At 60.5% G+C, this 24,205-nt stretch carries 20 protein-coding genes; 8 read left to right on the top strand and 12 right to left on the bottom strand.

Features of this window, described 5'->3' with window-relative positions; genetic code table 11:
* Positions 1–5: 5 nt before the first annotated feature.
* Both panB and panC read right to left on the bottom strand, forming a co-directional pair.
* Complete coding sequence (gene panB, locus PMI03_RS20370) at positions 6–827, bottom strand: 3-methyl-2-oxobutanoate hydroxymethyltransferase (protein ID WP_007697120.1); 822 nt, start codon at positions 825–827, stop codon at positions 6–8.
* A 1-nt stretch (position 828) separates the two neighbouring features.
* A complete protein-coding gene (gene panC, locus PMI03_RS20365; protein ID WP_007697118.1) occupies positions 829–1,704 on the bottom strand; it encodes a pantoate--beta-alanine ligase in 876 nt (291 codons plus the stop codon).
* A 341-nt stretch (positions 1,705–2,045) separates the two neighbouring features.
* On the opposite strand from panC, the gene PMI03_RS20360 reads away from it, so the two are divergent.
* The gene (locus PMI03_RS20360) at positions 2,046–3,443 is read left to right on the top strand and encodes a hypothetical protein (RefSeq protein ID WP_007697115.1); all 1,398 of its coding nucleotides are present in this window, start codon (positions 2,046–2,048) and stop codon (positions 3,441–3,443) included.
* A gap of 1 nt (position 3,444) precedes the next feature.
* On the opposite strand, the gene PMI03_RS20355 is transcribed toward PMI03_RS20360, so the two are convergent.
* The 4 genes from PMI03_RS20355 to PMI03_RS20340 all read right to left on the bottom strand — a co-directional run bounded on the left by PMI03_RS20355 (position 3,445) and on the right by PMI03_RS20340 (position 7,130).
* Complete coding sequence (locus tag PMI03_RS20355) at positions 3,445–4,530, bottom strand: glycosyltransferase family 1 protein (protein ID WP_007697112.1); 1,086 nt, start codon at positions 4,528–4,530, stop codon at positions 3,445–3,447.
* Between the two features lie 79 nt (positions 4,531–4,609).
* Entirely contained in the window at positions 4,610–5,233 is a 624-nt protein-coding gene (pncA, locus tag PMI03_RS20350) for a bifunctional nicotinamidase/pyrazinamidase (RefSeq protein WP_007697111.1), read from the bottom strand.
* Between the two features lie 112 nt (positions 5,234–5,345).
* The gene (fucP, locus tag PMI03_RS20345) at positions 5,346–6,629 is read right to left on the bottom strand and encodes an L-fucose:H+ symporter permease (RefSeq protein WP_007697109.1); all 1,284 of its coding nucleotides are present in this window, start codon (positions 6,627–6,629) and stop codon (positions 5,346–5,348) included.
* 216 nt (positions 6,630–6,845) lie between these two features.
* Positions 6,846–7,130: a GIY-YIG nuclease family protein gene (locus PMI03_RS20340; protein WP_007697106.1), complete on the bottom strand. Its 285-nt coding sequence runs from the start codon at positions 7,128–7,130 to the stop codon at positions 6,846–6,848.
* A 461-nt stretch (positions 7,131–7,591) separates the two neighbouring features.
* On the opposite strand from PMI03_RS20340, the gene PMI03_RS20335 reads away from it, so the two are divergent.
* Positions 7,592–8,668 carry a type I restriction endonuclease gene (locus tag PMI03_RS20335; protein WP_007697103.1) on the top strand — a complete coding sequence of 359 codons (1,077 nt, stop codon included), beginning with the start codon at positions 7,592–7,594 and terminating at the stop codon, positions 8,666–8,668.
* Here the strand turns inward: PMI03_RS20335 and PMI03_RS20330 are convergent, their stop codons facing one another.
* A complete protein-coding gene (locus PMI03_RS20330; RefSeq protein WP_039974414.1) occupies positions 8,669–11,155 on the bottom strand; it encodes a UvrD-helicase domain-containing protein in 2,487 nt (828 codons plus the stop codon).
* A gap of 360 nt (positions 11,156–11,515) precedes the next feature.
* Here PMI03_RS20330 and PMI03_RS20325 point away from each other — a divergent pair, with 360 nt between their 5' ends.
* From PMI03_RS20325 to PMI03_RS20310, 4 genes are all read left to right on the top strand, one after another.
* Positions 11,516–12,673: an efflux RND transporter periplasmic adaptor subunit gene (locus PMI03_RS20325; protein ID WP_007697097.1), complete on the top strand. Its 1,158-nt coding sequence runs from the start codon at positions 11,516–11,518 to the stop codon at positions 12,671–12,673.
* Complete coding sequence (locus PMI03_RS20320; RefSeq protein WP_007697093.1) at positions 12,670–15,834, top strand: efflux RND transporter permease subunit; 3,165 nt, start codon at positions 12,670–12,672, stop codon at positions 15,832–15,834. Before PMI03_RS20325 ends, PMI03_RS20320 begins: the two co-directional genes overlap by 4 nt.
* Before the next feature lie 248 nt (positions 15,835–16,082).
* Positions 16,083–17,096: a flagellin gene (locus PMI03_RS20315; protein WP_007697087.1), complete on the top strand. Its 1,014-nt coding sequence runs from the start codon at positions 16,083–16,085 to the stop codon at positions 17,094–17,096.
* 202 nt (positions 17,097–17,298) lie between these two features.
* Entirely contained in the window at positions 17,299–17,967 is a 669-nt protein-coding gene (locus tag PMI03_RS20310; protein ID WP_007697084.1) for an OmpA family protein, read from the top strand.
* A 70-nt stretch (positions 17,968–18,037) separates the two neighbouring features.
* Here the strand turns inward: PMI03_RS20310 and PMI03_RS20305 are convergent, their stop codons facing one another.
* Positions 18,038–18,445, bottom strand: coding sequence for a DUF2000 family protein (locus PMI03_RS20305; protein ID WP_007697081.1), 408 nt, complete (start codon positions 18,443–18,445; stop codon positions 18,038–18,040).
* A gap of 14 nt (positions 18,446–18,459) precedes the next feature.
* Between PMI03_RS20305 and PMI03_RS20300 the strand changes: the two genes are divergently transcribed.
* Positions 18,460–19,353 carry an AraC family transcriptional regulator gene (locus PMI03_RS20300; protein WP_007697079.1) on the top strand — a complete coding sequence of 298 codons (894 nt, stop codon included), beginning with the start codon at positions 18,460–18,462 and terminating at the stop codon, positions 19,351–19,353.
* Between the two features lie 18 nt (positions 19,354–19,371).
* Here PMI03_RS20300 and PMI03_RS20295 read toward each other — a convergent pair whose 3' ends face one another.
* The 4 genes from PMI03_RS20295 to PMI03_RS20280 form a co-directional block, all read right to left on the bottom strand.
* Complete coding sequence (locus PMI03_RS20295) at positions 19,372–20,097, bottom strand: amino acid ABC transporter ATP-binding protein (RefSeq protein WP_007697076.1); 726 nt, start codon at positions 20,095–20,097, stop codon at positions 19,372–19,374.
* Complete coding sequence (locus tag PMI03_RS20290; RefSeq protein ID WP_007697074.1) at positions 20,075–20,734, bottom strand: amino acid ABC transporter permease; 660 nt, start codon at positions 20,732–20,734, stop codon at positions 20,075–20,077. Before PMI03_RS20290 ends, PMI03_RS20295 begins: the two co-directional genes overlap by 23 nt.
* Complete coding sequence (locus PMI03_RS20285) at positions 20,731–21,402, bottom strand: amino acid ABC transporter permease (RefSeq protein ID WP_007697071.1); 672 nt, start codon at positions 21,400–21,402, stop codon at positions 20,731–20,733. The genes PMI03_RS20290 and PMI03_RS20285 overlap by 4 nt, the downstream gene beginning before the upstream one ends.
* A 64-nt stretch (positions 21,403–21,466) precedes the next feature.
* Positions 21,467–22,228, bottom strand: coding sequence for a transporter substrate-binding domain-containing protein (locus PMI03_RS20280; protein WP_085946440.1), 762 nt, complete (start codon positions 22,226–22,228; stop codon positions 21,467–21,469).
* Positions 22,229–22,619: 391 nt separating this feature from the next.
* Between PMI03_RS20280 and PMI03_RS20275 the strand changes: the two genes are divergently transcribed.
* Positions 22,620–24,032 carry an FAD-binding oxidoreductase gene (locus PMI03_RS20275; protein WP_007697067.1) on the top strand — a complete coding sequence of 471 codons (1,413 nt, stop codon included), beginning with the start codon at positions 22,620–22,622 and terminating at the stop codon, positions 24,030–24,032.
* Positions 24,033–24,205 lie beyond the last annotated feature (173 nt).

Below are 24,205 nucleotides of genomic sequence, written 5' to 3'. Positions count from 1 at the left end.
CGGCTTTATTTCTTCGGTTGGAACGTATGCTCCGGCCCCGGAAACGTCCGCGCCTTCACCTCTTCCGCATAGGCTTCCACCGCCTTTGAAACCGTCGGCGCCAGCTGAGCGAAGTGCTTCACGAAGCGAGGTTTGAAATCGCTGAAGAGGCCTAGCATGTCGTCGGAGACAAGGATCTGGCCGTCGCAGGCGGGTGAGGCGCCGATCCCAATGGTTGGGATACCGACCGAAGCGGTGATCTCGCGAGCAAGGGTTTCGACGGTGCCCTCGACGAGGAGCGCGAAGGCGCCGGCTTGCTCGATGGCTTTTGCATCCCGACGGATCTTCTCGGCTTCTTCTTCCGAGCGGCCGAGCGCGCGATAGCCACCTGCCGTTTTCACCTGCTGCGGCATCAGCCCGACATGGCCGAAGACCGGTACGCCGCGAGCGGTCAGGAATGCGACGGTCTCGGCCATCTCTTCCCCGCCCTCCAGCTTGACGCCGTCGCAGCCGGTTTCTTTCAGGATCCGAACCGCATTGCGGAAGGCTTGCTCTTTCGATTCCTGATAGGAGCCGAATGGCATGTCGACGATGACGCAGGCTTTTTGGACGCCCCGCATGACGCCCTGACCATGGGCAATCATCATCTCCAGCGTCACGCCGACTGTCGATTCCATCCCGTAGAGTACCATGCCAAGGGAATCACCCACCAGAAGCAGGTCGCAATGCGGGTCGAGCAGCCGGGCGATTGGCGTCGTATAGGCCGTCAGGCTGACGATCGGGCGGGTGCCCTTCATCGCTTCGATCTGGGAGGTGGTGTTGCGTTTGGTCAGTCCGGTAGCGCTCATGTCAGGCCGCCTTTTCGCTGGCGGCCTGCTTGCGGCCGATGATGCGATTGTCGAGCAGGCGGGTTGCGCCGATACGCACGAAGAGGGCGACGAGGATGGGCTGGCGCTGCAGGCTCGTCAGCGGCTCCAGCGTGTCTGGATGGCGGACAGCGGTGACTTCGGGCGTTGCCAATGGTTCGCTGGCGATGAAGTCGCGCAGTGCCGCTTCGAATGCGATGGGATCGTCGGCGCCCTCGTTATAGAGTCGTTCGGCTTCGGCCAGCGCCTTCGGCACGATGACGGCGGCGGCACGCTGTTCCGTCGAGAGGTAGACGTTGCGTGAGGATAGCGCGAGGCCATCGGCATCACGGATCGTCGGCACCGGCACGACACGGACCGGCTGAGCCAGATCCTCCACCATGCGGCGGATGATCGCCACCTGCTGATAATCCTTCTCGCCGAAATAGGCGCTGTCGGGCTGGACGATATTGAAAAGCTTGGTGACAACAGTGGCGACGCCGGCGAAGTGGCCGGGGCGAACAGCGCCTTCCAGCTCCGTGCCGAGCTTCGGCACCTCGACAACCGTTTCCATCGGCCGGGGATACATGTCGGCGACGCCGGGCGCGAAGATGAAATCGACCTTGCCGTCGCGCAGCATGGCGCTGTCCCGCTCGAGATCGCGCGGATATTTCGCCAGATCCTCGTTGGCGCCGAATTGCAGCGGATTGACGAAGATGGAGACAACGACGATGTCGTTTTCAGCTCTGGCGCGGGAGACCAGCTCCATGTGACCGGCATGCAGATAGCCCATGGTCGGCACCAGGCCGATGCTTTTGCCGGCTCTGCGATGCGCGGCAAGCCGTTCGCGCAATGCGGCTATCGTGCTGATCGTTTCCATGATGCTCCTCCGCGGACGCGCCGCCCGACGCTTGTCCGTCTCCCGTCTTTTGATTTTGGCGGCTCTTCTAACGTGTGCAGTGCAAAAAGGCAATTCAAGGAGAGGCGGTCATCCGCTCTCGTGGTTCGAGACGGCATTGCTGTCTTCCTCACCATGAGAGCTAACGCTCCGTGCAATCTAATGCCAAATCAGCGCTTGCGAGCAGCGCGGCGTTCACTCCACCTCATGCTGAGGTGCGCAGCCCAAAGGGCAGCGCCTCGAAGGATTGGGGCGGCCCGGATCCATCAAAGCTTTTCATATAACTTAGCGTTTTTCTCAATCTTTTGCTGTTAGCTGCCGCCATGGCGAAGATCGTGGCATTGGCGGCATATTTTTATCAGGCAGCGATTGCCTTCGGGTTGCTGATCGCGGTGGCGCATCTGTTGGCGCCGGCGGATTATGCCGCCTATTCGTTGTTCATCTCTATCAGCCAGTTCGCGGCGATCTTCTGTTTCGAGTGGATCCGCTTTGCCTGCAGCCGCTTCTATCCCGGCCAGGCGCTTGGCAGCGAGGCGGCGGAGCGTACGGCATTGAGCATCGAGTTTGCTGCCTGCGCCGTGATCTGCATTCTGGTTGCCGGTGCTTCGATCTTCTTTGCGGTGCCGCCCGAGATCGCGGTGCTTGGCAGCCTTGTGGTCATCCTTCAGGGTGGCAGCGACCTGCATCTGACCATGCTGCGTTTCCGCCAGGAGTTTCACGCCTTTTCACGCTTGCAGGGCTCGCGCGCCACTATCCTGGCCATTGGCACGCTGGCCGGTGCGGCGATTGCGCCGAATTTCACTTCTACGGTGGCGGGCCTGCTCGGTGGTTATGTCGCCTATAGCATCCTGGCGATGTTTCTTACCCGCAACAGCCTCCGCGAGGCGGCGGGTTTTCAGCCGCTGCTGGTCAGAAAACATTTCGTTTATGGCAGTGTGGCGGCTGGAGCCTCGGTCATCGGGCTTCTGGCGCCGCTTGGTCTGAAATCGATCCTGACGGCGGTCTTGGGGGCAGGTGGTGCTGCGGGCGCGCTGCTGGCGCTTGATCTGCTGCAGCGGCCTTTCGTGCTCATTGTTGCGGCTCTGCAGGCGATCCAATATCCCGATGTGGTCGCGACCTATGATCGCGAGGGTGCGACACCGGCGTTCCAGCGGCAGCTTGGCGGCTACTATTCGCTGCTATCGGGCTTCACGCTGATGACGGCGGCGGGGATTTTCGCGTTGTTGCAGCCGGTCGGTCATTTCGTCATTGCGCCCGGTTTGCGCGAGGGCTTTCTCAGTGCCGCGCCGTTTGTCACCGGCCTTGCCGTCTGCCGGGCTCTGACGCTCAACATGCTGCCGACGCCGGCGCATCTGCGCCATCGGCTATTGGCGATCTTCCTGCTGGCGGTGGTGGATTGCGTGCTGCTCAACGGCGGAGCCTTGGCGGGCGGCTATCTTCATTCCTTCAGCGACGGCGCGCTGATGGCGGGCGGCATGGTCGGCGCGCTGATCGCGATGGTGATCGGGGGGAAGGTGCTGATGGCATTACCCTTCGATTTCGTCTGGCAGCCGGTCGTGCTTTCCGCCGTCGGGCTTGCCGTGCCGGTCCTTGCTACCGCCGGATTCGACTATTCGCTATGGATCTCGGTTGGGGCGGGGATTATCGGTGGCGGTATCTTCTGCCTGCTCGGCCTCTACAGCTATTTCGTGACGATGTTCCGTCCGCGGATGGCGTCGTAGCTCAGAGTTCTTCGAGCATTCTCAGCACTTTTTCGGCGCTGTTGTCCCAAGAGAAGCGGGCGACATTCTCATGGCCTTTTTGGCGGAGATCCACGCGCAACGCCTCATCTCCGGCGATCCGGCGCATGGCCGCGACCAGCTCATCCTGCTTCGTCGGATCGAAATAGAGCGCGGCGGTGCCGGAGGCTTCGCGTACGGCAGGGATATCGGCCGCAAGCACCGGGCAGCCTTGCGTCATTGCTTCCAGCGGCGGAATGCCGAAACCCTCATAGAGGCTCGGAAAGACGAAGGCGGTAGCATGGCGCTCGAGTGCCGCGATTTCCGCATCGCTCAGCCGGCCGGGGAAAAGCATGTGGTCATTGGATTGAGGGCCTTCCGATTTGAATACGCTCGGCGCGGTGCCGCCAACGACCACCAGCTTTTGATCTGAATTGCCAAGTGCCTTGAAGGCACGGATGGCGAAATCGAGGTTCTTGTTCGGCTTCATCGTGCCGACCAGCAGGAAGAAGCCGTTCCTCTTGAGACCTAGGCGTGGGATGATGGTTTCGTCCGGTTCGATGGCGGCGAAATGATCGACGGCGTTATAGACGACATCGATGCCGTCCGCGGGAACGCGGAAGACGGAAGCCAGCTCTTGGCGGGAGAATTCCGAGACGGTGCCGATCTTCGCGGTGCGGGTCAGGACCGCACCGAGCGCGCCATGCAGCAGCCGATAGCTGCGCTTGAACGACTGCGGATGTCGGAAGATGGTCACGTCATGGATGATCACAGCCTGATGGCGATGTAGCAGCGGACCGCTGCCGCCGAAGCCGATCAACCAACCGCCTCGCGAGCGGGCAAGCAGCGCCGTCTGCTCCCAGAGATGGCCAAGGCCTGAACCGAAAGCGTCGATCGATATGGCCGAGAGTTCGATATCGACCGGCGTGTCGCGCGGCACCGCCAGCCTCCACGTTGCGCCCTTCAGTGCGGTGGGTACGGCCCCGGCGGCGATCTTGCGGTCGAGTGCCAGCGTCAGCTCTCGCGCAAAGCGCTGCACGCCTGACAGAGGCTGGCCGAGAAAACGCCCGTTGATGGTGATCGACTGCACGCGAATATCCCGATTCCCTAATATCGGGAATAGCTTGCGCCATTTTCTTTAGAGAAGCTTTAGCCTGGGATAAGAGATTTTAAGCAAGAGCGACTTTGCTGCTGATAATGGCGACGCCGCGCGTCCGCATCTCGTTGATCGCCGCTTGAACGCCGGCTGGATCGATGCCGCGGCTGGCGTCCTCGATGAAGCGAACGGTAACGCCCGGCAGCATCTCGACGGCGTCGAGCGCCGAGAATTTCACGCAATAGTCCGTCGCTAGCCCGCAGAGATCAAGCTCGGTCACGCCCTCTGCGCGCAGCTGCGCGGCAAGGCCGGTGAGGGCCGCCTGATCATTATCGCGGAAGGCCGAGTAGCTGTCGACATCCGGCTTTTGACCCTTCTGCTGGATGAAATCGATGCCGTCGACATGGAGGGCGGGGTGAAGCCGGGCGTCCTCGGTATTTTGCACGCAATGGTCCGGCCACATCATCTGCGGCTTGCCGGAGAGCATGCCCATTTCGAAGGGTTTCTTGCCGGGATGGGCGGAGGCGAAGCTGCCATGGCCGGCGGGGTGCCAGTCCTGGGAGGCGAGGACCATGTCGTATTTGCCGCTGTCGATGAGCTTGTTGGCAACAGGCACCACCTGATCGCCTTCGGGAACCGGCAGATTGCCACCGGGGCAGAAACCGTTCTGGATGTCGATCAGCAGCAATGCTTTCATGAGGCCTGTCCTTCCGTTTCTGTTGCGCTGCACGATGCCAAGCGTTGCGCTGCGGATCAAGCCTTTTGCGCCGCGCCTGATGATCAGGCGCGGCGCAATGGTTTTCGAAAGCTTACGAGGGCTTGTGACCCTTGAGGCCGTAGAAGGCGATATAGACGTAGCAGATGATCGGCATCAGGAAGGCGAGGTGGATGCCGATGGTGTCGGCAAGTCCGCCCTGGATCATCGGCAGGATGGCGCCGCCGACAATGGCGAGGCAAAGGATGCCGGAGCCCTGGCTCGTATATTTGCCGAGGCCATGCAGCGCCAGGCTGAAGATCGTCGGGAACATGATCGAGTTGAACAGGCCGATCGCTAGCACCGACCACATGGCGACATGGCCGGTCGTGAGCACGGTCACCAGAAGCAGGATGGCGACGATAATCGCATTGAAGGCCAACGCCTTGCCATCGTCGACATGGCGCATGACCAGCGAGCCGATGAACCGGCCGATCATGGCGCCACCCCAGAAGTAAGAGACGTAATGCGCGGCTTCGGCCTCGGAGAAATGGGCGATATCCGCCTGGCTCAGAAAGTTGACGAGGAAGCTGCCGATGCTGACTTCAGCGCCGACATAGAGGAAGATGCCGACCGCGCCGAGGACGAGGTGGCGATACTGCCAGGCCGACCCGCCGCCGCGCATGGGCTCGATCGTTTCCTCATCTTCGACGTCGGGCAGTTTCAGTGCCGCAAAAATGGCGGCGAGCAGCAGGAAGGCTGCGCCGAGCATTAGGTAGGGGAGCTTCACCGCGCCGGCTTCAGCAAGCCTGATGGCATCGAGCTGTTCCGGCGTGGCGTTGGTGGCAGCGACCGTTGCGGCCGAGAGGATCAGCATGGCGCCGAAGATCGGGGCGATGGTGGTGCCGAGCGAATTGAAGGCCTGGGTCAGGTTCAGGCGGCTTGCGGCGGTATCCGGAGGCCCGAGCACGGTAACATAAGGGTTGGCTGCGACCTGCAAGATGGTGACGCCGGCGGCGAGCACGAAGAGGGCGCCTAGGAAGAGGGCGTAGATGCGGTAGCTCGCGGCCGGGATGAACAGGGCGCAGCCGATGGCGGCGATGACGAGGCCGACGACGATGCCCCATTTATAGCTGATGCGCTTCACCAGCGCGCCTGCCGGCAGCGACACGATAAAATAGGCGCCGAAGAAGCAGAGCTGGATCAGCATCGACTGCGTGTAGTTGAGCTGAAAGACACTCTTCAGGTGCGGCACCAGAATGTCGTTCAAGCAGGTAATGAAACCCCACATGAAAAAGAGTGAGGTGAGTGCGATAAGCGCGAATTGATAATTACCCTGGCCCTGGTGCGCGGAGGCGCGACCGCCGGCGGGCGCAGAGCTTGTTGCTATGCCAGCCATTTTTTTATCCTCGATTTTTGTTTTTGCCAGGCGAGGGTGGGACCCCTTCAGGTGTGCCGAACGGCAGGCTGGCAACGGCTTGCCGAGACATCGCGGGAGGCGCGCTGACTCGAAGCCGCAGAACTCGATATAAGGGATTGGTCCGAGATTGGTAGCTTGCTAGCGATGCGGATTCCGCAGGGCAGGCGTGTCAAGGGCGGGAGGCTTAAGCAGCGCTCACCACAACTCATAATATAGGTCGCGCCAATCTGGATTGGCGTTCTCGATCAACTCGATTTTCCACTGGCGATACCAGCGCTTCAGCGACTTTTCGCGTTGAATGGCGGCACTGATATCGGCGTGATCTTCATACCATACTAGCCGGGTGCAGCCGTATTTCCAGGCAAAGCCGGGTGTCAGACCTTCTCGATGTTCGTAGATTCTACGCTCGAGATCTGAGGTGACGCCGATGTAGAGCGTGCCTCGCTTCTGATTGGTGATGATGTAGGTATATCTACCCATGCGTGTATAGTGCCGGTGGGAATGATGGCCGTCAAGAGTTTGAGAGCGGACCACAGTATTCGCGTTTGCCACTGTGGCTTAACATACACTCCGTCATCCTCGGGCTTGACCCGAGGATCCACGCACAAGGCTCACTGCTTCCGAAAAAGTCTTACCGCCAGATGCAATGCCTCCAGCATCGCAAGTAGCATTCCCAGCCTGATGTCTAAAGTGACGTTAAACGCTGCGTCGAAATGCTTGAGCCTGGATCCTCGGGTCAAGCCCGAGGATGACGGAGTGTGTGGGGAATACGGCAACACACAGAGAGAGAGAGCAGAGTTTTCCCGCGACCAGAAATTGCGCATTTGTTTTTCGAGGCGAGTTATGAAAAATAAATTCAATTAAAAATATACGCTCGCATCAATTGCATCCGCAAGCGAATGTAATATTGTTTGGGCTGGGGATCAAATCGAGGGGCCGCCATGTCATTCAAGGAAGAGGTTGCTGAACTATCGAAGCGCGCAGTCTCTGCGCAAAATATAGCTCTGACGGAAGAGGCGACCAAGAACGCTCTTGTTATGCCATTTCTGCGAACGCTCGGTTTTGATGTGTTCGATCCAACGCAGATCGTGCCGGAATTTGTTGCTGATGTAGGATTGAAGAAGGGCGAAAAGGTCGATTACGCTGTAAAGATCAACGACAAGATCGAATTTATTCTTGAGGCGAAAGCAGTTAGTGCGAATCTTTCGCAAGCTCAATATAGCCAACTGTATCGGTATTTTTCGACGACGGATTGCTCGATTGCTATCCTTACAAATGGCATTCAAATCTGGTTTTTTACCGATCTTGACGCGCCCAATAAGCTCGATAGCAATCCATTCTTTAAGTTTGATCTTTTCGACTACGACGACAACGATCTGAAAGAACTCGAAAAATTCCATAAAGAAAAATTCTCGATTGATGATATCAAGAGCTCGGCCAGTACCCTCAAGCGGATGAAGGCGACGATTAGTTGTATCGAAGCGCAATTTAATGATCCCGATGACGAGTTCGTTCGCCTGATCTCCAAGGAAATATATGATGGCAAGCTCACCGCTGGTGTCGTTGCCGAGTTCAAGCCGATCATTAAACGTGCGTTTGAAGATCTGGTTCGTCAAAAAATTCAAAAACGGTTGAGCGCCGCGTTCAATGAGAACGTGAACATTCCGACGATAAAGGATGTAGATTCGGTCACTCAGATCAACGATGACGGGGACGGCATCGAGACGACTCAAGAAGAGATCGATGGCTTTAATATCGTAAGAGCTATCGCCGCCGAACTAGCGGATGTATCGCGAATTGTTATGCGTGATCAGAAATCATATTGCGGCATCAATTTCGATGACAATAACCGCAAGCCGATCGTCAGGCTCCATTTTAATTCCAAGACCAAGTTCCTAACGATCTTCGACGCCGAAAAGGCGGGGTCTCGGTTTGATATCACGCAGACCGCAGACATCTTTAAGGCCAAAGCGCAAATTCAGGGTGTGATACAGTCTTACGTTGCCAACGGTTCCTGATCACACCCGCTCCACAAACCCATCCAAGACCCTTTTCTGCCCCGCGCGATCGAATTCGATCGTCAGCTTGTTCCCCTCGACGTCCGAGACATTGCCGTTGCCGAACTTGATGTGGAACACGCGGTCGCCGACGAAGAATTTTGAGGGTTCGGAGGAGGTGGATTTGGCGATGAGTTCGCCGTCGATGGTACGGGTTTTGGGGCCGCTTTCGCCGTAGCCGATACGTTCCACCGCATGGCCGGAGCGGGAGCCCCAGTTGTCGCGGGTGGCGTCGGTCTTGTTTGCCTGGGCGCGTTTCCAGCCGGGGGTGGAATAGGAATTGGCGAAGGGCTCGGTCTTGTCGAAGCGAGACTGGCCATAGCCGCCGCGGCCGTAACCGCCGTAGGATTGCTCCACTTCCGCGACTTCGACATGGGTGACCGGCAGTTCGTCGAGGAAGCGTGACGGAATGGTCGATTGCCATAACCCGTGGATGCGGCGGTTGGAGACGAACCAGATGTGGCAGCGGCGCTTGGCGCGGGTGAGGCCGACATAGGCGAGGCGGCGTTCTTCCTCCAGCCCGGCGCGGCCGCTCTCGTCGAGCGAGCGCTGGTGCGGAAACAGGCCTTCCTCCCAGCCGGGCAGGAACACGGTTTCGAATTCGAGGCCCTTGGCGGAGTGCAGCGTCATGATCGAGACGGCATCGAGATTTTCGTTCTGCTCGACGTCCATGACGAGGGAGACGTGTTCGAGGAAACCACGCATGGATTCGAAGCTGTCCATCGAGCGGATGAGTTCCTTCAGGTTTTCCAGCCGTCCGGGCGCTTCCGCCGATTTGTCGTTCTTCCACATGTCGGTATAGCCGGACTCTTCGAGAATCTGCTCGGCGAGTTCGGTGTGTGGCGTGTTTTCGAGCAGGCCCTGCCAACGGCGGAAGGACTGCACGACGTCGAACAAAGCCTTGCGCGGCTTCGGCTTCATCTCGTCGGTCTCGATAATGTCGGCTGACGCCGCCAGCATCGGGATGTCGCGGGCGCGGGCGTAGTCGTGCAGGGCGCGGACAGTGGTGTCGCCGAGGCCACGCTTCGGCGTGTTGACGATGCGCTCGAAGGCGAGATCGTCGGCCGGCTGGCAGACCAGGCGGAAATAGGCCATGGCGTCGCGGATTTCGAGGCGCTCGTAGAAGCGCGGGCCGCCGACGACGCGATAGTTCAGGCCGAGCGTGACGAAACGGTCTTCGAATTCGCGCATCTGGAAAGAGGCGCGCACCAGGATCGCCATGTCGTTCAGTCTGTGCTTAACGCCGCTGGAATTGCCGCGCTGAAGCTGCTCGATCTCCTCGCCGATGGCGCGGGCTTCCTCCTCGGAATCCCAGGAAGCGTGCACCTGCACTTTGATGTCGTCGGGATCGGTGCGATCGGTGAACAGCGTCTTGCCGAGGCGGCCTTCATTATGGTTGATCAGATGGGCCGCAGCGCCGAGAATGTGCTCGGTGGAGCGATAGTTGCGCTCCAGCTTGATCACCTTGGCGCCGGGAAAATCCTTTTCGAAGCGCAGGATATTGTCCACTTCCGCGCCGCGCCAGCCATAGATCGACTGGTCGTCGTCGCCGACGCAGCAGACATTCTGCAACTCACCCTTCGGCCGCTGTGCCAGCAGGCGCAGCCACATATATTGCGCCGTGTTGGTGTCCTGATACTCGTCGACGAGAATGTAGCGGAAGCGCTGGTGATAGTCTTTCAGGACATCCGGATTCTGCCGGAACATGTTGATCGGATGCAGCAAAAGATCGCCGAAGTCGCAAGCGTTGAGCGTCTTCAGACGAGCCTGATAGGCGAAATAGAGTTCACGCCCCTTACCGTTGGCGAAGGCGCGGGCGTCGCCCTCGGGAATATCGGCGGGGCTGAGGCCCTTGTTCTTCCAGGTGTCGATCATCCCGGCGAATTGCTTGGCCGGCCAGCGCTTGTCGTCCAGGCCCTCGGCCTGGATCAGCTGCTTAATCAGCCGGATGACATCGTCGGTGTCGAGAATGGTGAAGCTGGAGGAGAGGCCGACCAGCTCGGCATGGCGGCGCAGCAGTTTGACGCCGATCGAATGGAAGGTGCCGAGCCAGGGCATGCCCTCGACCGCGCCGCCAACGAGCAGCGCGACGCGTTCCTTCATCTCTCGGGCGGCCTTGTTGGTAAAGGTGACGGCGAGGATCTGGCTGGGGAAGGCGCGGTTGGTGGAGAGGATATGGGCGATACGGGTCGTCAGCACCCGCGTCTTGCCGGTGCCGGCGCCGGCGAGCACGAGAACCGGCCCGTCCAGCGTCTCGACCGCCTCCGTCTGTTCCGGATTGAGGCCGGTGAGATAGTCGGGCCGCCGGCCGCCGTCGCGCGCCGCCATGGCGCGGGCCGCAATGCCGCCGCCTACACTGGCAGGGCTGGGCGCTGGGGCGGCCCGGCGCGGAACCAGGTGTTCCGGCTCCTCGTCGAAGAAGGGAATGTCGTCATGTCCGATGGTCATGCGGCTCAATGTAATGATTCTGCCCTGAAAGGCAAAAGAAACGGCCTGGAAATAGAACAAAAAGTGCACATTCACCGGTGTATGAAGGTCATAAAGAGGCTATTTTCGTGCCTGAACCGGGATGCGGGGATGCGAATGAAATGCCTCGTTGTCTCCGCCAAAATTACAACTTTGTCATAATGCGCAGCAAAGCTTGCCGCATATGTTCAAAAAAACGATAGTGCAACAAATCGGGCACAATCCTGCGTTATATCGCCGCTTGCCTGATGCTTGGCCTCAGTCAGTGCGCCTGACGCGGCGAGGCATATTAAACTGACGACGCGATTTCATCGCCTCTGACACAATGAGCCGGAGACGTACATGACCGCCTGGAAGCAGCTTTCCTTGTCTTTTCTCCTGCTAGCGGCGGGCATTGTCGCGGTCGTGGCGTTCGTGCCCGGCACGGCGGGATTACTGCGGGCAGTTGGCGTCCCTGAAGCCGTTGTGGCGACGGTTGCGCCTGGCAAGGGTACCAAGGGTGAGAAGGCAGCGAATGGCGGTGCGCGGCGTGGCGTGGATACGCCCTTGGTGGTGACCGAGGCCGTGGTCAGCGGCGTGGTCAATGATCGACTGAGCGCCATCGGTACCGGCGATGCCATCCGTTCCGTCGTCGTCATGCCGCAGGCAACGGGCACGATACGCGAAATCCTCATCAAGTCCGGCAATCATGTGAAGCAGGGCCAGGTGCTGGCCCGCCTCGATGATGACGAACAGATCATCGCTCGCGGCCAGGCAGAGGTGGCGTTGAAGAGCGCTGTCGAGAAATCGCAGCTCTATCACACCATCAAATCCAGCGTGTCGCGCATGGATGTCTTCGACTCGGAGATCGCCGAGCAGGGCGCAAAATTGGCGCTGCAATCGGCCGAACTGGCGCTGAAGCGTCGGGATATCGTCGCGCCGATTGACGGCATCGTCGGTATCGTTCCGGTCGTCATCGGCGACAACGTCACGACGACGACCAGCATCGTTACGCTCGACGACCGTTCGGAAGTGCTGGTCGATTACTGGGTGCCGGAGCGGTTCGCCAATACGGTCAAGGTCGATCAGCCGGTCGAGGCGACGTCGGTGGCGCGGCCGGGACGGTTGTTCTCCGGCGTGGTCGAGGCGGTCGACAACCGCGTCGATGGCGCCAGCCGTACCTTGCGGATTCGCGCCCGCATCGACAATGCCACGGACGAGCTGCGCGCCGGCATGTCCTTCAATGTCGGCATGCGCTTTGCCGGGGAAACCTATCCCTCCGTCGATCCGCTGTCGGTGCAGTGGGATGGCGAAGGCTCCTACGTTTGGCGCGTCGTCGACGGCAAGTCGACCAAGGTGCGTGTCAGTGTCGTGCAGCGCAATCCGGATGCGGTGCTGGTTCAGGCCGATCTCAAGGATGGCGACCGGATCGTCACCGAGGGGTTGCAGCGCGTGACCGAGGGCGGCGCCGTGCGCTTTGCCCGCGAAGTCGCCGAGGCCACGGAGGCCGTCACGCAATGATGGGGCACGGCAACGATACCGGCGATGGGGCCGGGACAGGCACTGGTTCCGGCAAGCAGGCTTTTACCGCGCTTTTCGTGCGCCGGCCGATCCTGGCGCTGGTCTTCAACACGCTGATGGTCGTTGCCGGCCTTGCCGCCTATTTTGGCGTCGAGGTGCGTGAATTGCCCGATGTCGACCGTCCGGTGGTGACCGTGCGAACCATGTTCGACGGCGCTGCGCCGCAGACGGTGGATCAGGAGCTGACCAAGGTTATCGAAGGCGCGGTTGCCCGCGTCAGTGGTCTGAAATCGGTCTCGTCCAGCTCCTCCTTCGGCCAGAGCCGGGTAACGCTCGAATTTTCCGACGCCATTGATCTCTCCGTTGCCGCCAACGATGTTCGCGATGCGATTGGCCGCATCACCGAGCAGCTGCCCGACGAGGCGGACGCACCGCAGATCGTCAAGGCGGATTCGGATTCGCAGCCGATCATGCGCCTTGCCGTCACCTCCAATACACTGACCATGGACGACCTGACGCAGCTCGTCGACAATGAGATCACCGATCGGCTGGCTTCTGTCGATGGCGTTGCCGATGTCGAGCTTTATGGCGATCAGGAGAAAGTCTTTCGTATCGATGTCGATCAGGGAGCGCTTGCCGGGCGAGGGTTGACGATCGGCGACCTGACGACGGCGCTGGCAACGGCGGCGCTCGATGTGCCGGCCGGATCGTTGAAGAGCAATCGGCAGGATATCGTCGTGCGCGCCACGGCCGCGTTGCAGACGCCCGAGGACTTTTCGCGACTGATCGTCAAGGATCGCGTCCGGCTCGCCGATGTCGCGACTGTGACGCTCGGTCCCCGCGACGGGACTACCGCCCTGCGTTCCAACGGCGTGCAGGGCATCGGCCTCGGCATCATCCGGCAGGCGCAATCGAACACGCTGAACATCTCCAATGGCGTGAAAGCCGTGGTGGCGCAACTGTCGAAATCCCTGCCGGAGGGAACCCGTATCGCGATCACCAGCGATGACGCCGTGTTCATCCAGGGTGCGATCCATGAGGTGGTCCTGGCGCTGATATTGTCGGGGCTGATCGTTACCATCGTCATCTATCTCTTCCTGCGCGACTGGCGCGCAACGCTGATCCCGGCGGTCACCATGCCCGTGGCGCTGACGGGCACGCTGGCGGCGCTCTACATGGTCGGCTTTTCGATCAACATCCTGACGCTGCTGGCGATCGTGCTTGCGACCGGCCTCGTGGTCGACGATGCCATCGTCGTTCTGGAAAACATCGTGCGTCGCAGGTCGGAAAAGATGGGGCCGCGTGCGGCGGCGGTGCTTGGCACGCGCGAGGTCTTCTTCGCGGTCATCGCGACGACGGCGACACTTGCCGCGGTCTTCATTCCGCTGTCCTTCCTGCCGGGGCAGGTGGGCGGCCTGTTCCGCGAATTCGGATTCGTCCTGGCTTTCTCCGTCGGCCTGTCGTCGATCGTGGCGCTGACGCTTTGTCCGATGCTGGCCTCGCGCATGCTGACCAGGGAGATGCGCGAGGATCACGGCGTGCTCGGCCGTTTTGGCGCGCTGTTCTCCAGTGTCTATCGTCGTACGCTCGGGGCTTGCCTGAATGCGCCGCTGGTGGTCATCGCCTTTTGCGCGATCTTTTCAGCCGCGGCGATCTTTGCCTTTCTGGGCGTCAAGAGCGAGCTAACGCCGAATGAGGACCGCGCTCTGGTGATGCTCCGGCTGACCACGCCGCAGGGCGCCAGCCTCGATTACACCAAGGATCAGTTGCAGCGCGTGGAGGAGAACCTGCAGCCCTTGATGGACAGCGGCGATATCCGCAATGTCTATGCAATTTCCGGCCAGAACGGGCAGGTGAACACCGGCTTCATGGTGTTGACGCTAGCGCCCTGGAGCGAGCGCCATCGCACGCAGACCGACATCGTTGCCGATATCAACCGAGCGATGGCCCGCGTGCCGGCGCTGCGCGGCAATGTCTTCCAGTCGAACAGCCTACGCATTCGCGGCGCCGGCAGCGGTGTGCAGATGGCGCTGACGGGCAATGATCACGAGGCACTGACACAGGCGGCGCTGAAACTGGTGCAGGCGCTGGACACCACCGGCCAGTTCGATACACCGCGTCTCAACAACGAGCCGACCCAGGCACAGGTCTCCGTCGCGATCGACCGCGAGCGCGCCTCCGATCTCGGCGTCGACATCACCGGCCTATCGACGGCGCTGCAATCGCTGCTCGAAGGTCGCTCCGTCGTCGATGTTTTCGTCAAGGGCGAGGCATATCCGGTACTTCTGACCTCGACCATGCGGCCGATCGACGATCCGACTGATCTCGAAAACGTCTTCCTGAAGACCGGAGACGGCAAGATCGTGCCGATGTCGGTCATTGCCAGCCTGAAGGAGGGGGCGGTCGCGCCGCAGCTCACCCGCGAGCAACAACTGGCATCGGTGGCAATCACCGCCGGCCTCAAGAACAATATGTCGCTTGGCCAGGCCGTGGAGGAGGTGAAGCGGATCGCCGCGCCGCTTCTGCCGCCCGGCGCGCGGCTGATCCCGCTTGCGGAGGCGGCGACGCTGCAGGAGAATTCCAGCGGCATGGCGCTTACCTTCGGCTTCGCCATCATCATCATCTTCCTGGTGCTGGCCGCGCAGTTCGAGAGTGTGCTGTCGTCGTTGATCATCATGTCGACGGTGCCGCTCGGTCTCGCCTGCGCGATCTTTGCGCTCGTCATCACTGGTTCCAGCCTCAACATCTACAGCCAGATCGGTCTGGTGCTGCTGGTCGGCGTCATGGCGAAGAACGGCATCCTGATCGTGGAATTCGCCAATCAGCTGCGCGATGCGGGTGAGGGCGTGCGTGAGGCGATCGAGAGAGCTTGCGCGCTGCGTCTGCGTCCGGTGATGATGACCATGATCGCCACCATCCTCGGCGGCGTGCCCCTGGTGTTTGCGCATGGGGCCGGAGCGGAAGCGCGCATCGCGCTCGGCTGGGTGATTGTCGGCGGTCTCGGTTTCGCGACTCTGGTGACGCTCTACGTCACGCCGGTCGCCTATCTCCTGATTGCCCGCTTCGCCAAGCCGCAGGCCCACGAGGAGCAGCGATTGCACGAGGAAATGTCGGATGCCGCGCTCAGGGCGAAGCTGACGAAACTCAGGGCGGCGGAGTAACTGCACGTTTCGGCGTAATAGATAAATCGACTTCAACCAAAGATTTATAGTAACTCGACCGTTTCGATTAGCTGTTTATTAAACATGATTGTTAATCATAGGTGCCTGTAACCACCCGAGTTCAGGCGCTGTTTTTTGCCGGACTCACGTTCGCCGACATGGTCGGCCCGCGTGCATGAGCGCTCGCGGCATGGTTCCAATGTCTCCTTGTGCCTGTTGTGTATCGTTGCGTCCGGAGTCCGTGTGTCGTGAGTATTTTTTCGACCTTCATCAGGGTTAGTCCCTCCGTCAATATCGCCCTTGAAGTTCTCAGAAACACCCAATCGGATTTGAATGTCGCCCAGCGGCAGATGTCGTCCGGCCTGCGCGTGCAGACCGCTAAGGACGATGCCACCTATTGGCGGATCTCGGCATTGACGCGCACCGATATCGGCGCCGTGTCGGCCGTGCAGGATGCGCTGGGCCTTGCCTCCGCCACGGTCAGCACCGCCTCCACGGGCGTCACCAGCGCGATCGATGTCGTCACCCAGATCCGCTCGAAGCTGGTGAGCGCCTATGAGGGCAGCGTCGACAAGACCAAGCTCAATGACGAGATCACCCAGCTCAAGGATCAGCTTCGCAGTGTCGGCCAGTCCGCGAGCTTCAATGGCGTCAATTGGATCGTGCTTCAGGATGGAGAAGATCCCACCGAACCACATCGGATCCCAGGCTCGGTCATCCGCAACACCGATGGCACCATTTCAATCGGGATGTTGAACTACGAAGGTGTCACCTCGACCAGTGGCTCCATCGCCTCGACGGACGCGCGATATCTCATCGACGATCAGTCCGGCGGCACGGGCGGTTATGGTGTGCTCACTTCCACCGCCTTTGCGACGGAAGCCGGTGCGGCCCAGAATTATGTATTGGTCAGCAGTAAATATGGCGACACTAGCGGGCAGGTGGAAATCTCGCTCGATGCGAATACGACGAATGGCGCTTTGACGGACATGGTCAATACCGTCACCGCCATGTTGCATCAACTGAACACCATAGGCTCGGCCTTTGGCTCACTGGAAACACGCGTCAACCTGCAGAGCCAATTCGCCAGCGACCTCAGTGATTCGCTCACTAGCGGCGTCGGCAAGCTTGTCGATGCCGACATGGAGCAGCAATCGAGCAAGCTGCTGGCGTTGCAGACCCAGCAACAGTTGGGGATACAATCGCTGTCCATCGCCAATGCGAGCTACAATACGCTGACGCAGCTTTTCCAGAATTTCTGAGGACAGAGCCTGTGTTTCAAGGGAAACAGGGCGGGTATCCTGGGATCTCGTCGCGCTCTCCCCCCGTGGTCTAGGTCGGGGAAATACAAGGCCGGGCGATGGCGCGGCTGATCGATCGCGGCAACGTGAAGATTCCGCTTCATCATATTGCCGCAATGCTCCATATCTGCTTCGGACCATCGAACCGGAGAGCGACGATTCCATGATCAAAAAAATTGCCATTCTTGCCATTTCGGCAGCCTTTCTTAATGCATGCACGACGACCGACCCCTATACGGGCGAGCAGAAGGTATCCAATACTGCGGGGGGCGCCGCGCTCGGTGCCGGCGTCGGTGCGGTTGCCGGCCTTCTCATCGGCCATTCACCGGCTTCGCGCCGCAACGCCGCGCTGATCGGCGCCGGTGTCGGGGCGCTCGCAGGTGCCGGTATCGGCAACTACATGGACCAGCAGGAATCCGAACTGCGCGCGCAGTTGCAGGGCACGGGTGTCTCCGTCACTCGCGTCGGCGACCGCATCATCCTGAACATGCCGTCGGCCATCACCTTCGATATCGACCGGGACGAGATCAAGCCGGAATTCTTCGCGACGCTGAACTCGGTCGCGATTGTGCTGCGCAAGTTCAACCGCACGCTGATCGACGTCAACGGCCATACGGATTCGACCGGCAGCCTGCAGCATAACCAGGATCTGTCCGAGCGCCGCGCCGGCTCGGTTGCCTCCTATCTCGGCAGCCAGGGTATCGACCAGCGCCGCGTTTCGGCCGTCGGCTTCGGCCCGACGCAGCCGGTTGCCAGCAACGCCAACGAATCCGGCCGCGCCCAGAACCGCCGCGTCGAAATCCAGATCGCGCCGATTACGCAGAACGGCTGATTTTGCAGCCCACTCAATTGAAAAGGCCGGATCGCAAGATCCGGCCTTTTTGCTTTTAATCAGCGTGTCTTCACGCGTGCATCGCCGCGCCCTTGGTGATCTTGTCGACGATCTTCTTGTCGGCACGTAGCGCAATGCCGACAACCTTGGCGTCTTCGGGAGCGAACTCCGAGAAGACCGCACGGTTGGCCGCGTCATGGCCGGTCGAGAACATTTCCTCGATGAAGATCGAGGAGGTGATGCTGCGTTCCAGCGAGCGGCGATGGATCGTAGCGATCGTTTCTTCGTCGGCGGATAGCACGATCATCGGCTGGATCGATAAAGCGTTGTAGCGATTGCCTGCGCGATCGCTGTAGGGCTCGCCGATAATGTCCGGACACTGCCCGGCAATCCCGGTCGACAGGAAGGCGGTCACGTTCAGTTTTTGCCAGGACTGAAGATTGTTTCGCAGAACGATCGCGATTTTGGTATCAAACATCGGTAGCCACTTTCATGCTGTCTGGGAATAAGCCATTGCACGAAGAGATAGCCGGTCGGGCCTTTGAGGGTCTTGAACGTTTGTGCGTGGGGCCGGAGGCGAACCGCATCGTATCGGCGCCCGCCTATCCCGGCATCGAGCGCATTCATGCGCAATTTCATGGCGACGCCTTCGATTTGCACAGACACGATACTTATGCTCTTGGCGTCACCATCCGCGGCGTGCAGACCTTTAGCTATCGCGGCGAGCGCCGCTACAGCTTGCCGGGCCGGGTGATCATCCTGCATCCGGACGAGGTTCATGACGGCGGTGCGGCGACCGATGATGGGCTGATCTACCGCATGCTCTATCTCGAACCGTCGATGCTGATGCAATGCCTGGAAGCAGCACGTATTGGGCTGCCTTTCGTCGATGAGCCGGTGATCGAGGATGATCGTCTCGCCGGTCTGTTGCTCGGGGCACTTGGCGAACTCGATCGCGAGCTGGATGAGCTTTTCGTCGACGATTTTATTTCACGCATGGCGACAGGGCTCGCCTTGCATGCGCGCCTGCCGCAGAAGCCCTTGGGACTTGTCGCTTGGGGTCAGGTCAAAACGGCGCGGGACTATCTGGAGGCGCATGCCATGCGCGGCGTTCGCTCGGAGGAGCTTGAGCGCGTCACCGGCCTCGATCGTTTCGCTCTGTCACGCCATTTCCGCGCCGCCTTTGCCACCAGCCCGCATCGCTTCCTGCTGATGCGGCGGCTACAGCGGGCCAAGGCGATGATCGGCGACGGCGAGCCTATCGCCGAAGTCGCGGCCGCCACGGGCTTTGCCGATCAAAGCCATCTGACGCGGCATTTCAAGAAGGCGTTCGGCATGGCGCCGGGCGCATGGGGCGGGATGGTCGGCGCCGCGCGGCACCCATAAGCAGCCTCGCGGCAATGCTCAGAGCATGCCGAGGAACTGCTTGAGCTCCGGCGTTTTCGGATTGGCGAAGACGTCGCCCGGCGGCCCGATTTCATGGACGCGGCCCTGATGCATGAAGACGACGCGCGAGCAGACGTCACGGGCGAACTTCATCTCATGCGTGACCATAAGTAGCGTCATACCTTCGCTGGCGAGTTCGCGGACGACCGCGAGAACCTCGGCCACCAGCTCGGGATCGAGTGCGGAGGTGATTTCGTCGCAAAGGAGTGCGATCGGCTGCATGGCGAGCGCTCGGGCAATAGCGACACGCTGCTGCTGGCCGCCCGAGAGTTCGTCGGGAAAGGCGTCGAACTTATGCCCAAGACCGACGCGGTCGAGCATGCGCCGCGCCATAGCTTCGGCATCGGCCTTGGAGGTTTTCTTGACGACCATCTGCGAGAGCATGACGTTGCGACCGGCGCTCAAATGCGGAAAGAGGTTGAACTGCTGGAAGATCATCCCGACCTTCAACCGCAACGCCTTCAGATGCAGCTCGTCGGGCAGAAGCTGGGCGCCGGCCACGGAAATCGAGCCGTCATTGATGTTTTCAAGCCCGTTGATGCAGCGCAGGAGCGTCGATTTGCCCGAGCCGCTCTTGCCGATGATGGCGATCACCTCGCCGGGCTCGACGTCGAGATTGATGCCTTTCAGCACCTCGTTTTCGCCAAAGCTTTTGCGGACTTCAGTGACCTCGATGAGCGACATTCAGCTTCCTTTCCAGGATCTGGCTGCTCTTGGACAGCGGCCAGCACAGGGCAAAATAGATAAGGGCGACGAAGCCGTAGACGGTGAACGGCTGGAACGTCGCATTGGTGATGATCGTGCCGGCCTTCGACAGCTCGACGAAGCCGATGATCGAGGTGAGGGCCGTGCCCTTGACCACCTGTACCGAGAAGCCGACCGTCGGTGGGACGGCGATGCGGAGCGCCTGCGGCAGGATGACGTAGCGCATCTGCTGGAGATAGCCCATGCCAAGGCTGGCGGAGGCCTCCCACTGACCTTTCGCCACTGCCTCGACGCAGCCGCGCCAGATCTCGATGAGAAAGGCCGAGGACCAGAGGATCAGGGCGACAGCAGCGGCAAGCCAGGCCGGCACGTCGATACCGAAGAGCCCGAGGCCGAAGAAGGCGAGGAAGAGCTGCATCAGTAGCGGCGTGCCCTGAAAGAGCTCGACGAAATATTTGACGGCGATGCGAGCAACCTTGTTCTTGCCGATGCGCAGGAAGAGGAGGATCGCTCCGACCGTGCCGCCGCCGATGAAGGAAACGAGCGAGAGCAGAATGGTCCAGCGGGTGGCGAGCAGCAGGCCGCGCAGAATGTCCCAGGTGGTGAATTGAATCATCGGCGGACCCTGCGCGGAAAGATGAGCGAACCTGCGGCTGTGAGCAGTTGTCGCAGGATGATGGCCAGAAGCAGATAGATCGCCGTGGAGACGAAATAGGCTTCGAAGGCGCGGAAAGAGCGGGACTGGATGAAGTTTGCCGCGAATGTCAGATCCTCGGCGGCGATCTGCGAGACGACGGCGGAGCCGAGCATGACGATGACGACCTGGGACGACAGGGCCGGCCAGATGCGCTGGAGCGAGGGAACCAGAATGACGTGGCGGAACGTCTCGAACGGAGTCATCGCCAGGCTGGCGCCGGCCTCGAACTGGCCGCGCGGCGTCGCCTGGATACCGGCGCGGATAATTTCGCAGCTATAGGCGCCCAGATTGACGATCATGGCGAGATTGGCCGCCGTGATTTCGCTCATGTGAATGCCGATGCCGGGCAGTCCGAAGAAGATGAAGAAAAGCTGGATCAGGAACGGCGTGTTGCGGATGAGCTCGACATAGGTCGCGACAATCGGCTTGAGCCAGCGTGGACCCAGAGCCCGCGCCCAGGCGCAGGCAATGCCGAGGGCGATGCCGACCACCGCGCCGACCAGGGTCAGTTCTATGGTGACGAGGACGCCCTTGATCAGAACCGGATAGTATTCGGCGAGCCAGCCGAAATCGAAGTGATAGCGCATGAAATGGTGCCTCGCTCGGCTCCGGCCGCACCATCGGATGAGGGTGCGGCCGGGCTTGCGTTAATCAGAAGCCGGCGGGGAGGTCGGCGCCCAGCCATTTCTGCGATATCTTGCCGAGCGTGCCATCGGCTTTGGCGGCGGCGATGATGTCGTTGACCTTTTTCTGCAGCGCGGGTTCGCTCTTGTTCAGGCCGATGAAGCAGGGGGAGTTGGTGATAAGGAACTTCATCTCCGGCTTCTTCGGCGGGTTTTTGGCGAGGATCGCGGCGGCAACGACGTTGCCGGTGGCCACCAGGTCGACCTGACCCGACAGGAAGGCCGAGATGGTGCCGTTATTATCTTCGTAGCGCTTGATCGTCGCATCCTGCGGGGCGACCTTCGTCAGCGCCAGATCCTCGATGGCGCCGCGCGTGACGCCGATCGTCTTGCCGGAAAGATCCTCGGGCTTGGTGGCGGCGACATCAGCGGGGCCGAAGACGCCGTTGAAGAAGGGCGCATAGGCGTCGGTGAAGTCGATGACGGCCTGGCGCTCGGCATTCTTGCCGAGGCTCGAAATCACCAGGTCGACTTTGTTGGTCTGGAGATAGGGAATGCGGTTGGCGCTGGTGACCGGCACCAGCTCGGTCTTCACGCCGAGTTTTTCGCCGATCAGATTTGCCATGTCGATGTCATAGCCCATGGGCGCCATATCCGGCCCGACGCTGCCGAAAGGCGGGAAGTCCTGGGGAACGGCAACGCGGATCGTGCCTCGCGAGGTGATATCACTCAAGGCGTCCGCCCGGGCTGCGTGCGGGCTCGACAGCGACCCCATCGCCAGCATCGCCATGCCGAGTGCCGTGAGCAATTGTCTGCGCTTCATCGAATGTCCTTCCAAACGTGGCTATCTGTAACTGCCGGACAGCACGCAAGAGGTATGCCAGTCGGCTGAAGGATGTGCTCGCTCGCTCAAGACGTGCTTTCTCTCGGAGGGAAATTTGCGGCAAATGCACAATTCGGCCGAGTTTTGCTTAAAAAATATGCAAAAATAGCCGATCCTCCGCATCGTCTGACACTTGTCGGCGATCGCAATCGCGGTGGCTTGATCTTGGGCTGGAGAGCGCTCGCGCCGTGTGGAAACCACGGGCGATTTTCATGACTGGACAGCGTCGTTCCGATGCCCCATAGAACCGCAAAAGGTTAACGCGCTCTTATATGTTTTTGATGGGAGATTCGGGACGATGGCTCTGGCTGACGCGAAGGCGGGGATACGCAACGAGGCAGGGATTGCTGCCGTTCTCGGCATTCTGAAACAGACCTTCGGCGAGCGTTTCCAGACCGGCGAAAGTTTTCGCGCCCAGCACGCGCATACAACTACCTATATTCCCACGCAGCTTCCCGATGGAGTGCTCTTTGCCGAGACGAGCGAGGACGTGCAGGCGGTCGTCAAGGCTTGCGCCGAGCATAAGGTTCCAATCGTCGCCTTCGGCACCGGTTCCTCGCTGGAGGGGCAGGTGAACGCGCCGCAGGGCGGAATTTCCATCGATTTCAGCCGGATGAATCGGGTGCTTGAAGTGAATGCCGAGGATCTCGACTGCACGGTCGAGCCCGGCGTCACCCGCGAACAGCTCAATACCTATCTGCGCGACACCGGCCTGTTCTTCCCGATCGATCCCGGCGCCAATGCCTCGATCGGCGGTATGACGGCGACGCGCGCCTCCGGCACCAATGCCGTGCGCTACGGCACGATGAAGGACAATGTGCTGGCCGTGACCGTGGTCGCCGCCAATGGTGAGGAAATCCGCACCGCCCGTCGCGCTAGGAAATCCTCCGCAGGTTATGATCTGACCCGGCTCTTCGTCGGCTCCGAGGGGACGCTCGGCGTGCTGACCTCGGTAACGCTGCGCCTGCAGGGCATTCCTCAGAAGATCGCAGGCGGTGCCTGCGCCTTTCCGACCATCCATGCAGCCTGCGATGCAGTCATCATGACGATCCAGATGGGTATTCCGGTTGCGCGGATTGAGCTTCTTGATGCCGTCCAGCTGCGGGCCTGCAATGCCTACTCAGGCCTCACCTATGACGAGCAGCCGACGCTGTTCCTCGAATTTCACGGCACCGAAGAGACCGTCGCGCTGCAATCGGAACAGTTCGCCGAGATCGCGGCGGAGTGTGGTGGTGGCGAATTCCTCTGGACCAGCAATCTCGAGGAGCGCAACAAGCTCTGGAAGGCGCGCCACGATGCCTATTGGGCGGCGCGTGCGCTTGCACCGGAACTGGCGGCATTGTCGACGGATGTCTGCGTGCCGATCTCAAGGCTTGCCGAATGCGTTGCCGCGACCCAGGCCGACATCGAGGAACACGGATTGCTGGCGCCGATCGTCGGGCATGCCGGCGATGGTAATTTTCATGTGCTGGTGCTGTTCGACGACAAGACGCCCGAAGGCATCGCTATCGTCGAAGCCTTCGTTGCGCGGCTGAATGCGCGGGCGCTGGCCATGGACGGAACCTGCACCGGCGAGCACGGTGTTGGGCAGGGCAAGATGTCGTTTCTCGAGCAGGAACTTGGCGGCGCCGTCGATCTGATGCGCCAGGTCAAGCACGCTCTCGATCCAGACGCGATTTTCAACCCGGGTAAGATCTTTCATGGCCATTGAAAAATGGAATACTCCATGATCCCGGCTTGCCCCTTGCGTGAATGGCGCTAGGCTATGACGTTCCGTATCTCGGGAGCCGCGGTGCGGTTTGGATAGGTATCGGATTCGCAAGGGATCGAGGCTGCTTTTTTGCCTATATGGCTGGATATGTGATGCCTTGTATATAGGAATGC

Origin of the sequence: Rhizobium sp. AP16, assembly GCF_000281735.1 — a bacterium.
GTDB classification, from domain to species: Bacteria; Pseudomonadota; Alphaproteobacteria; order Rhizobiales; family Rhizobiaceae; genus Rhizobium; species Rhizobium rhizogenes.
Note: the sequence above shows the minus strand (reverse complement) of the source record. Positions and strands in the feature narration are given on the sequence as shown.

What these genes read in the sequence shown, in the direction of transcription:
- panB (WP_007697120.1), bottom strand. Translation starts at nt 827, where the DNA reads ATGAGCGCTACCGGACTGACCAAACGCAACACCACCTCCCAGATCGAA.
- panC (WP_007697118.1), bottom strand. Translation starts at nt 1,704, where the DNA reads ATGGAAACGATCAGCACGATAGCCGCATTGCGCGAACGGCTTGCCGCG.
- PMI03_RS20360 (WP_007697115.1), top strand. Translation starts at nt 2,046, where the DNA reads ATGGCGAAGATCGTGGCATTGGCGGCATATTTTTATCAGGCAGCGATT.
- pncA (WP_007697111.1), bottom strand. Translation starts at nt 5,233, where the DNA reads ATGAAAGCATTGCTGCTGATCGACATCCAGAACGGTTTCTGCCCCGGT.
- fucP (WP_007697109.1), bottom strand. Translation starts at nt 6,629, where the DNA reads ATGGCTGGCATAGCAACAAGCTCTGCGCCCGCCGGCGGTCGCGCCTCC.
- PMI03_RS20340 (WP_007697106.1), bottom strand. Translation starts at nt 7,130, where the DNA reads ATGGGTAGATATACCTACATCATCACCAATCAGAAGCGAGGCACGCTC.
- PMI03_RS20335 (WP_007697103.1), top strand. Translation starts at nt 7,592, where the DNA reads ATGTCATTCAAGGAAGAGGTTGCTGAACTATCGAAGCGCGCAGTCTCT.
- PMI03_RS20330 (WP_039974414.1), bottom strand. Translation starts at nt 11,155, where the DNA reads ATGACCATCGGACATGACGACATTCCCTTCTTCGACGAGGAGCCGGAA.
- PMI03_RS20325 (WP_007697097.1), top strand. Translation starts at nt 11,516, where the DNA reads ATGACCGCCTGGAAGCAGCTTTCCTTGTCTTTTCTCCTGCTAGCGGCG.
- PMI03_RS20320 (WP_007697093.1), top strand. Translation starts at nt 12,670, where the DNA reads ATGATGGGGCACGGCAACGATACCGGCGATGGGGCCGGGACAGGCACT.
- PMI03_RS20310 (WP_007697084.1), top strand. Translation starts at nt 17,299, where the DNA reads ATGATCAAAAAAATTGCCATTCTTGCCATTTCGGCAGCCTTTCTTAAT.
- PMI03_RS20305 (WP_007697081.1), bottom strand. Translation starts at nt 18,445, where the DNA reads ATGTTTGATACCAAAATCGCGATCGTTCTGCGAAACAATCTTCAGTCC.
- PMI03_RS20300 (WP_007697079.1), top strand. Translation starts at nt 18,460, where the DNA reads ATGCTGTCTGGGAATAAGCCATTGCACGAAGAGATAGCCGGTCGGGCC.
- PMI03_RS20295 (WP_007697076.1), bottom strand. Translation starts at nt 20,097, where the DNA reads ATGTCGCTCATCGAGGTCACTGAAGTCCGCAAAAGCTTTGGCGAAAAC.
- PMI03_RS20290 (WP_007697074.1), bottom strand. Translation starts at nt 20,734, where the DNA reads ATGATTCAATTCACCACCTGGGACATTCTGCGCGGCCTGCTGCTCGCC.
- PMI03_RS20285 (WP_007697071.1), bottom strand. Translation starts at nt 21,402, where the DNA reads ATGCGCTATCACTTCGATTTCGGCTGGCTCGCCGAATACTATCCGGTT.
- PMI03_RS20280 (WP_085946440.1), bottom strand. Translation starts at nt 22,228, where the DNA reads ATGGCGATGCTGGCGATGGGGTCGCTGTCGAGCCCGCACGCAGCCCGG.
- PMI03_RS20275 (WP_007697067.1), top strand. Translation starts at nt 22,620, where the DNA reads ATGGCTCTGGCTGACGCGAAGGCGGGGATACGCAACGAGGCAGGGATT.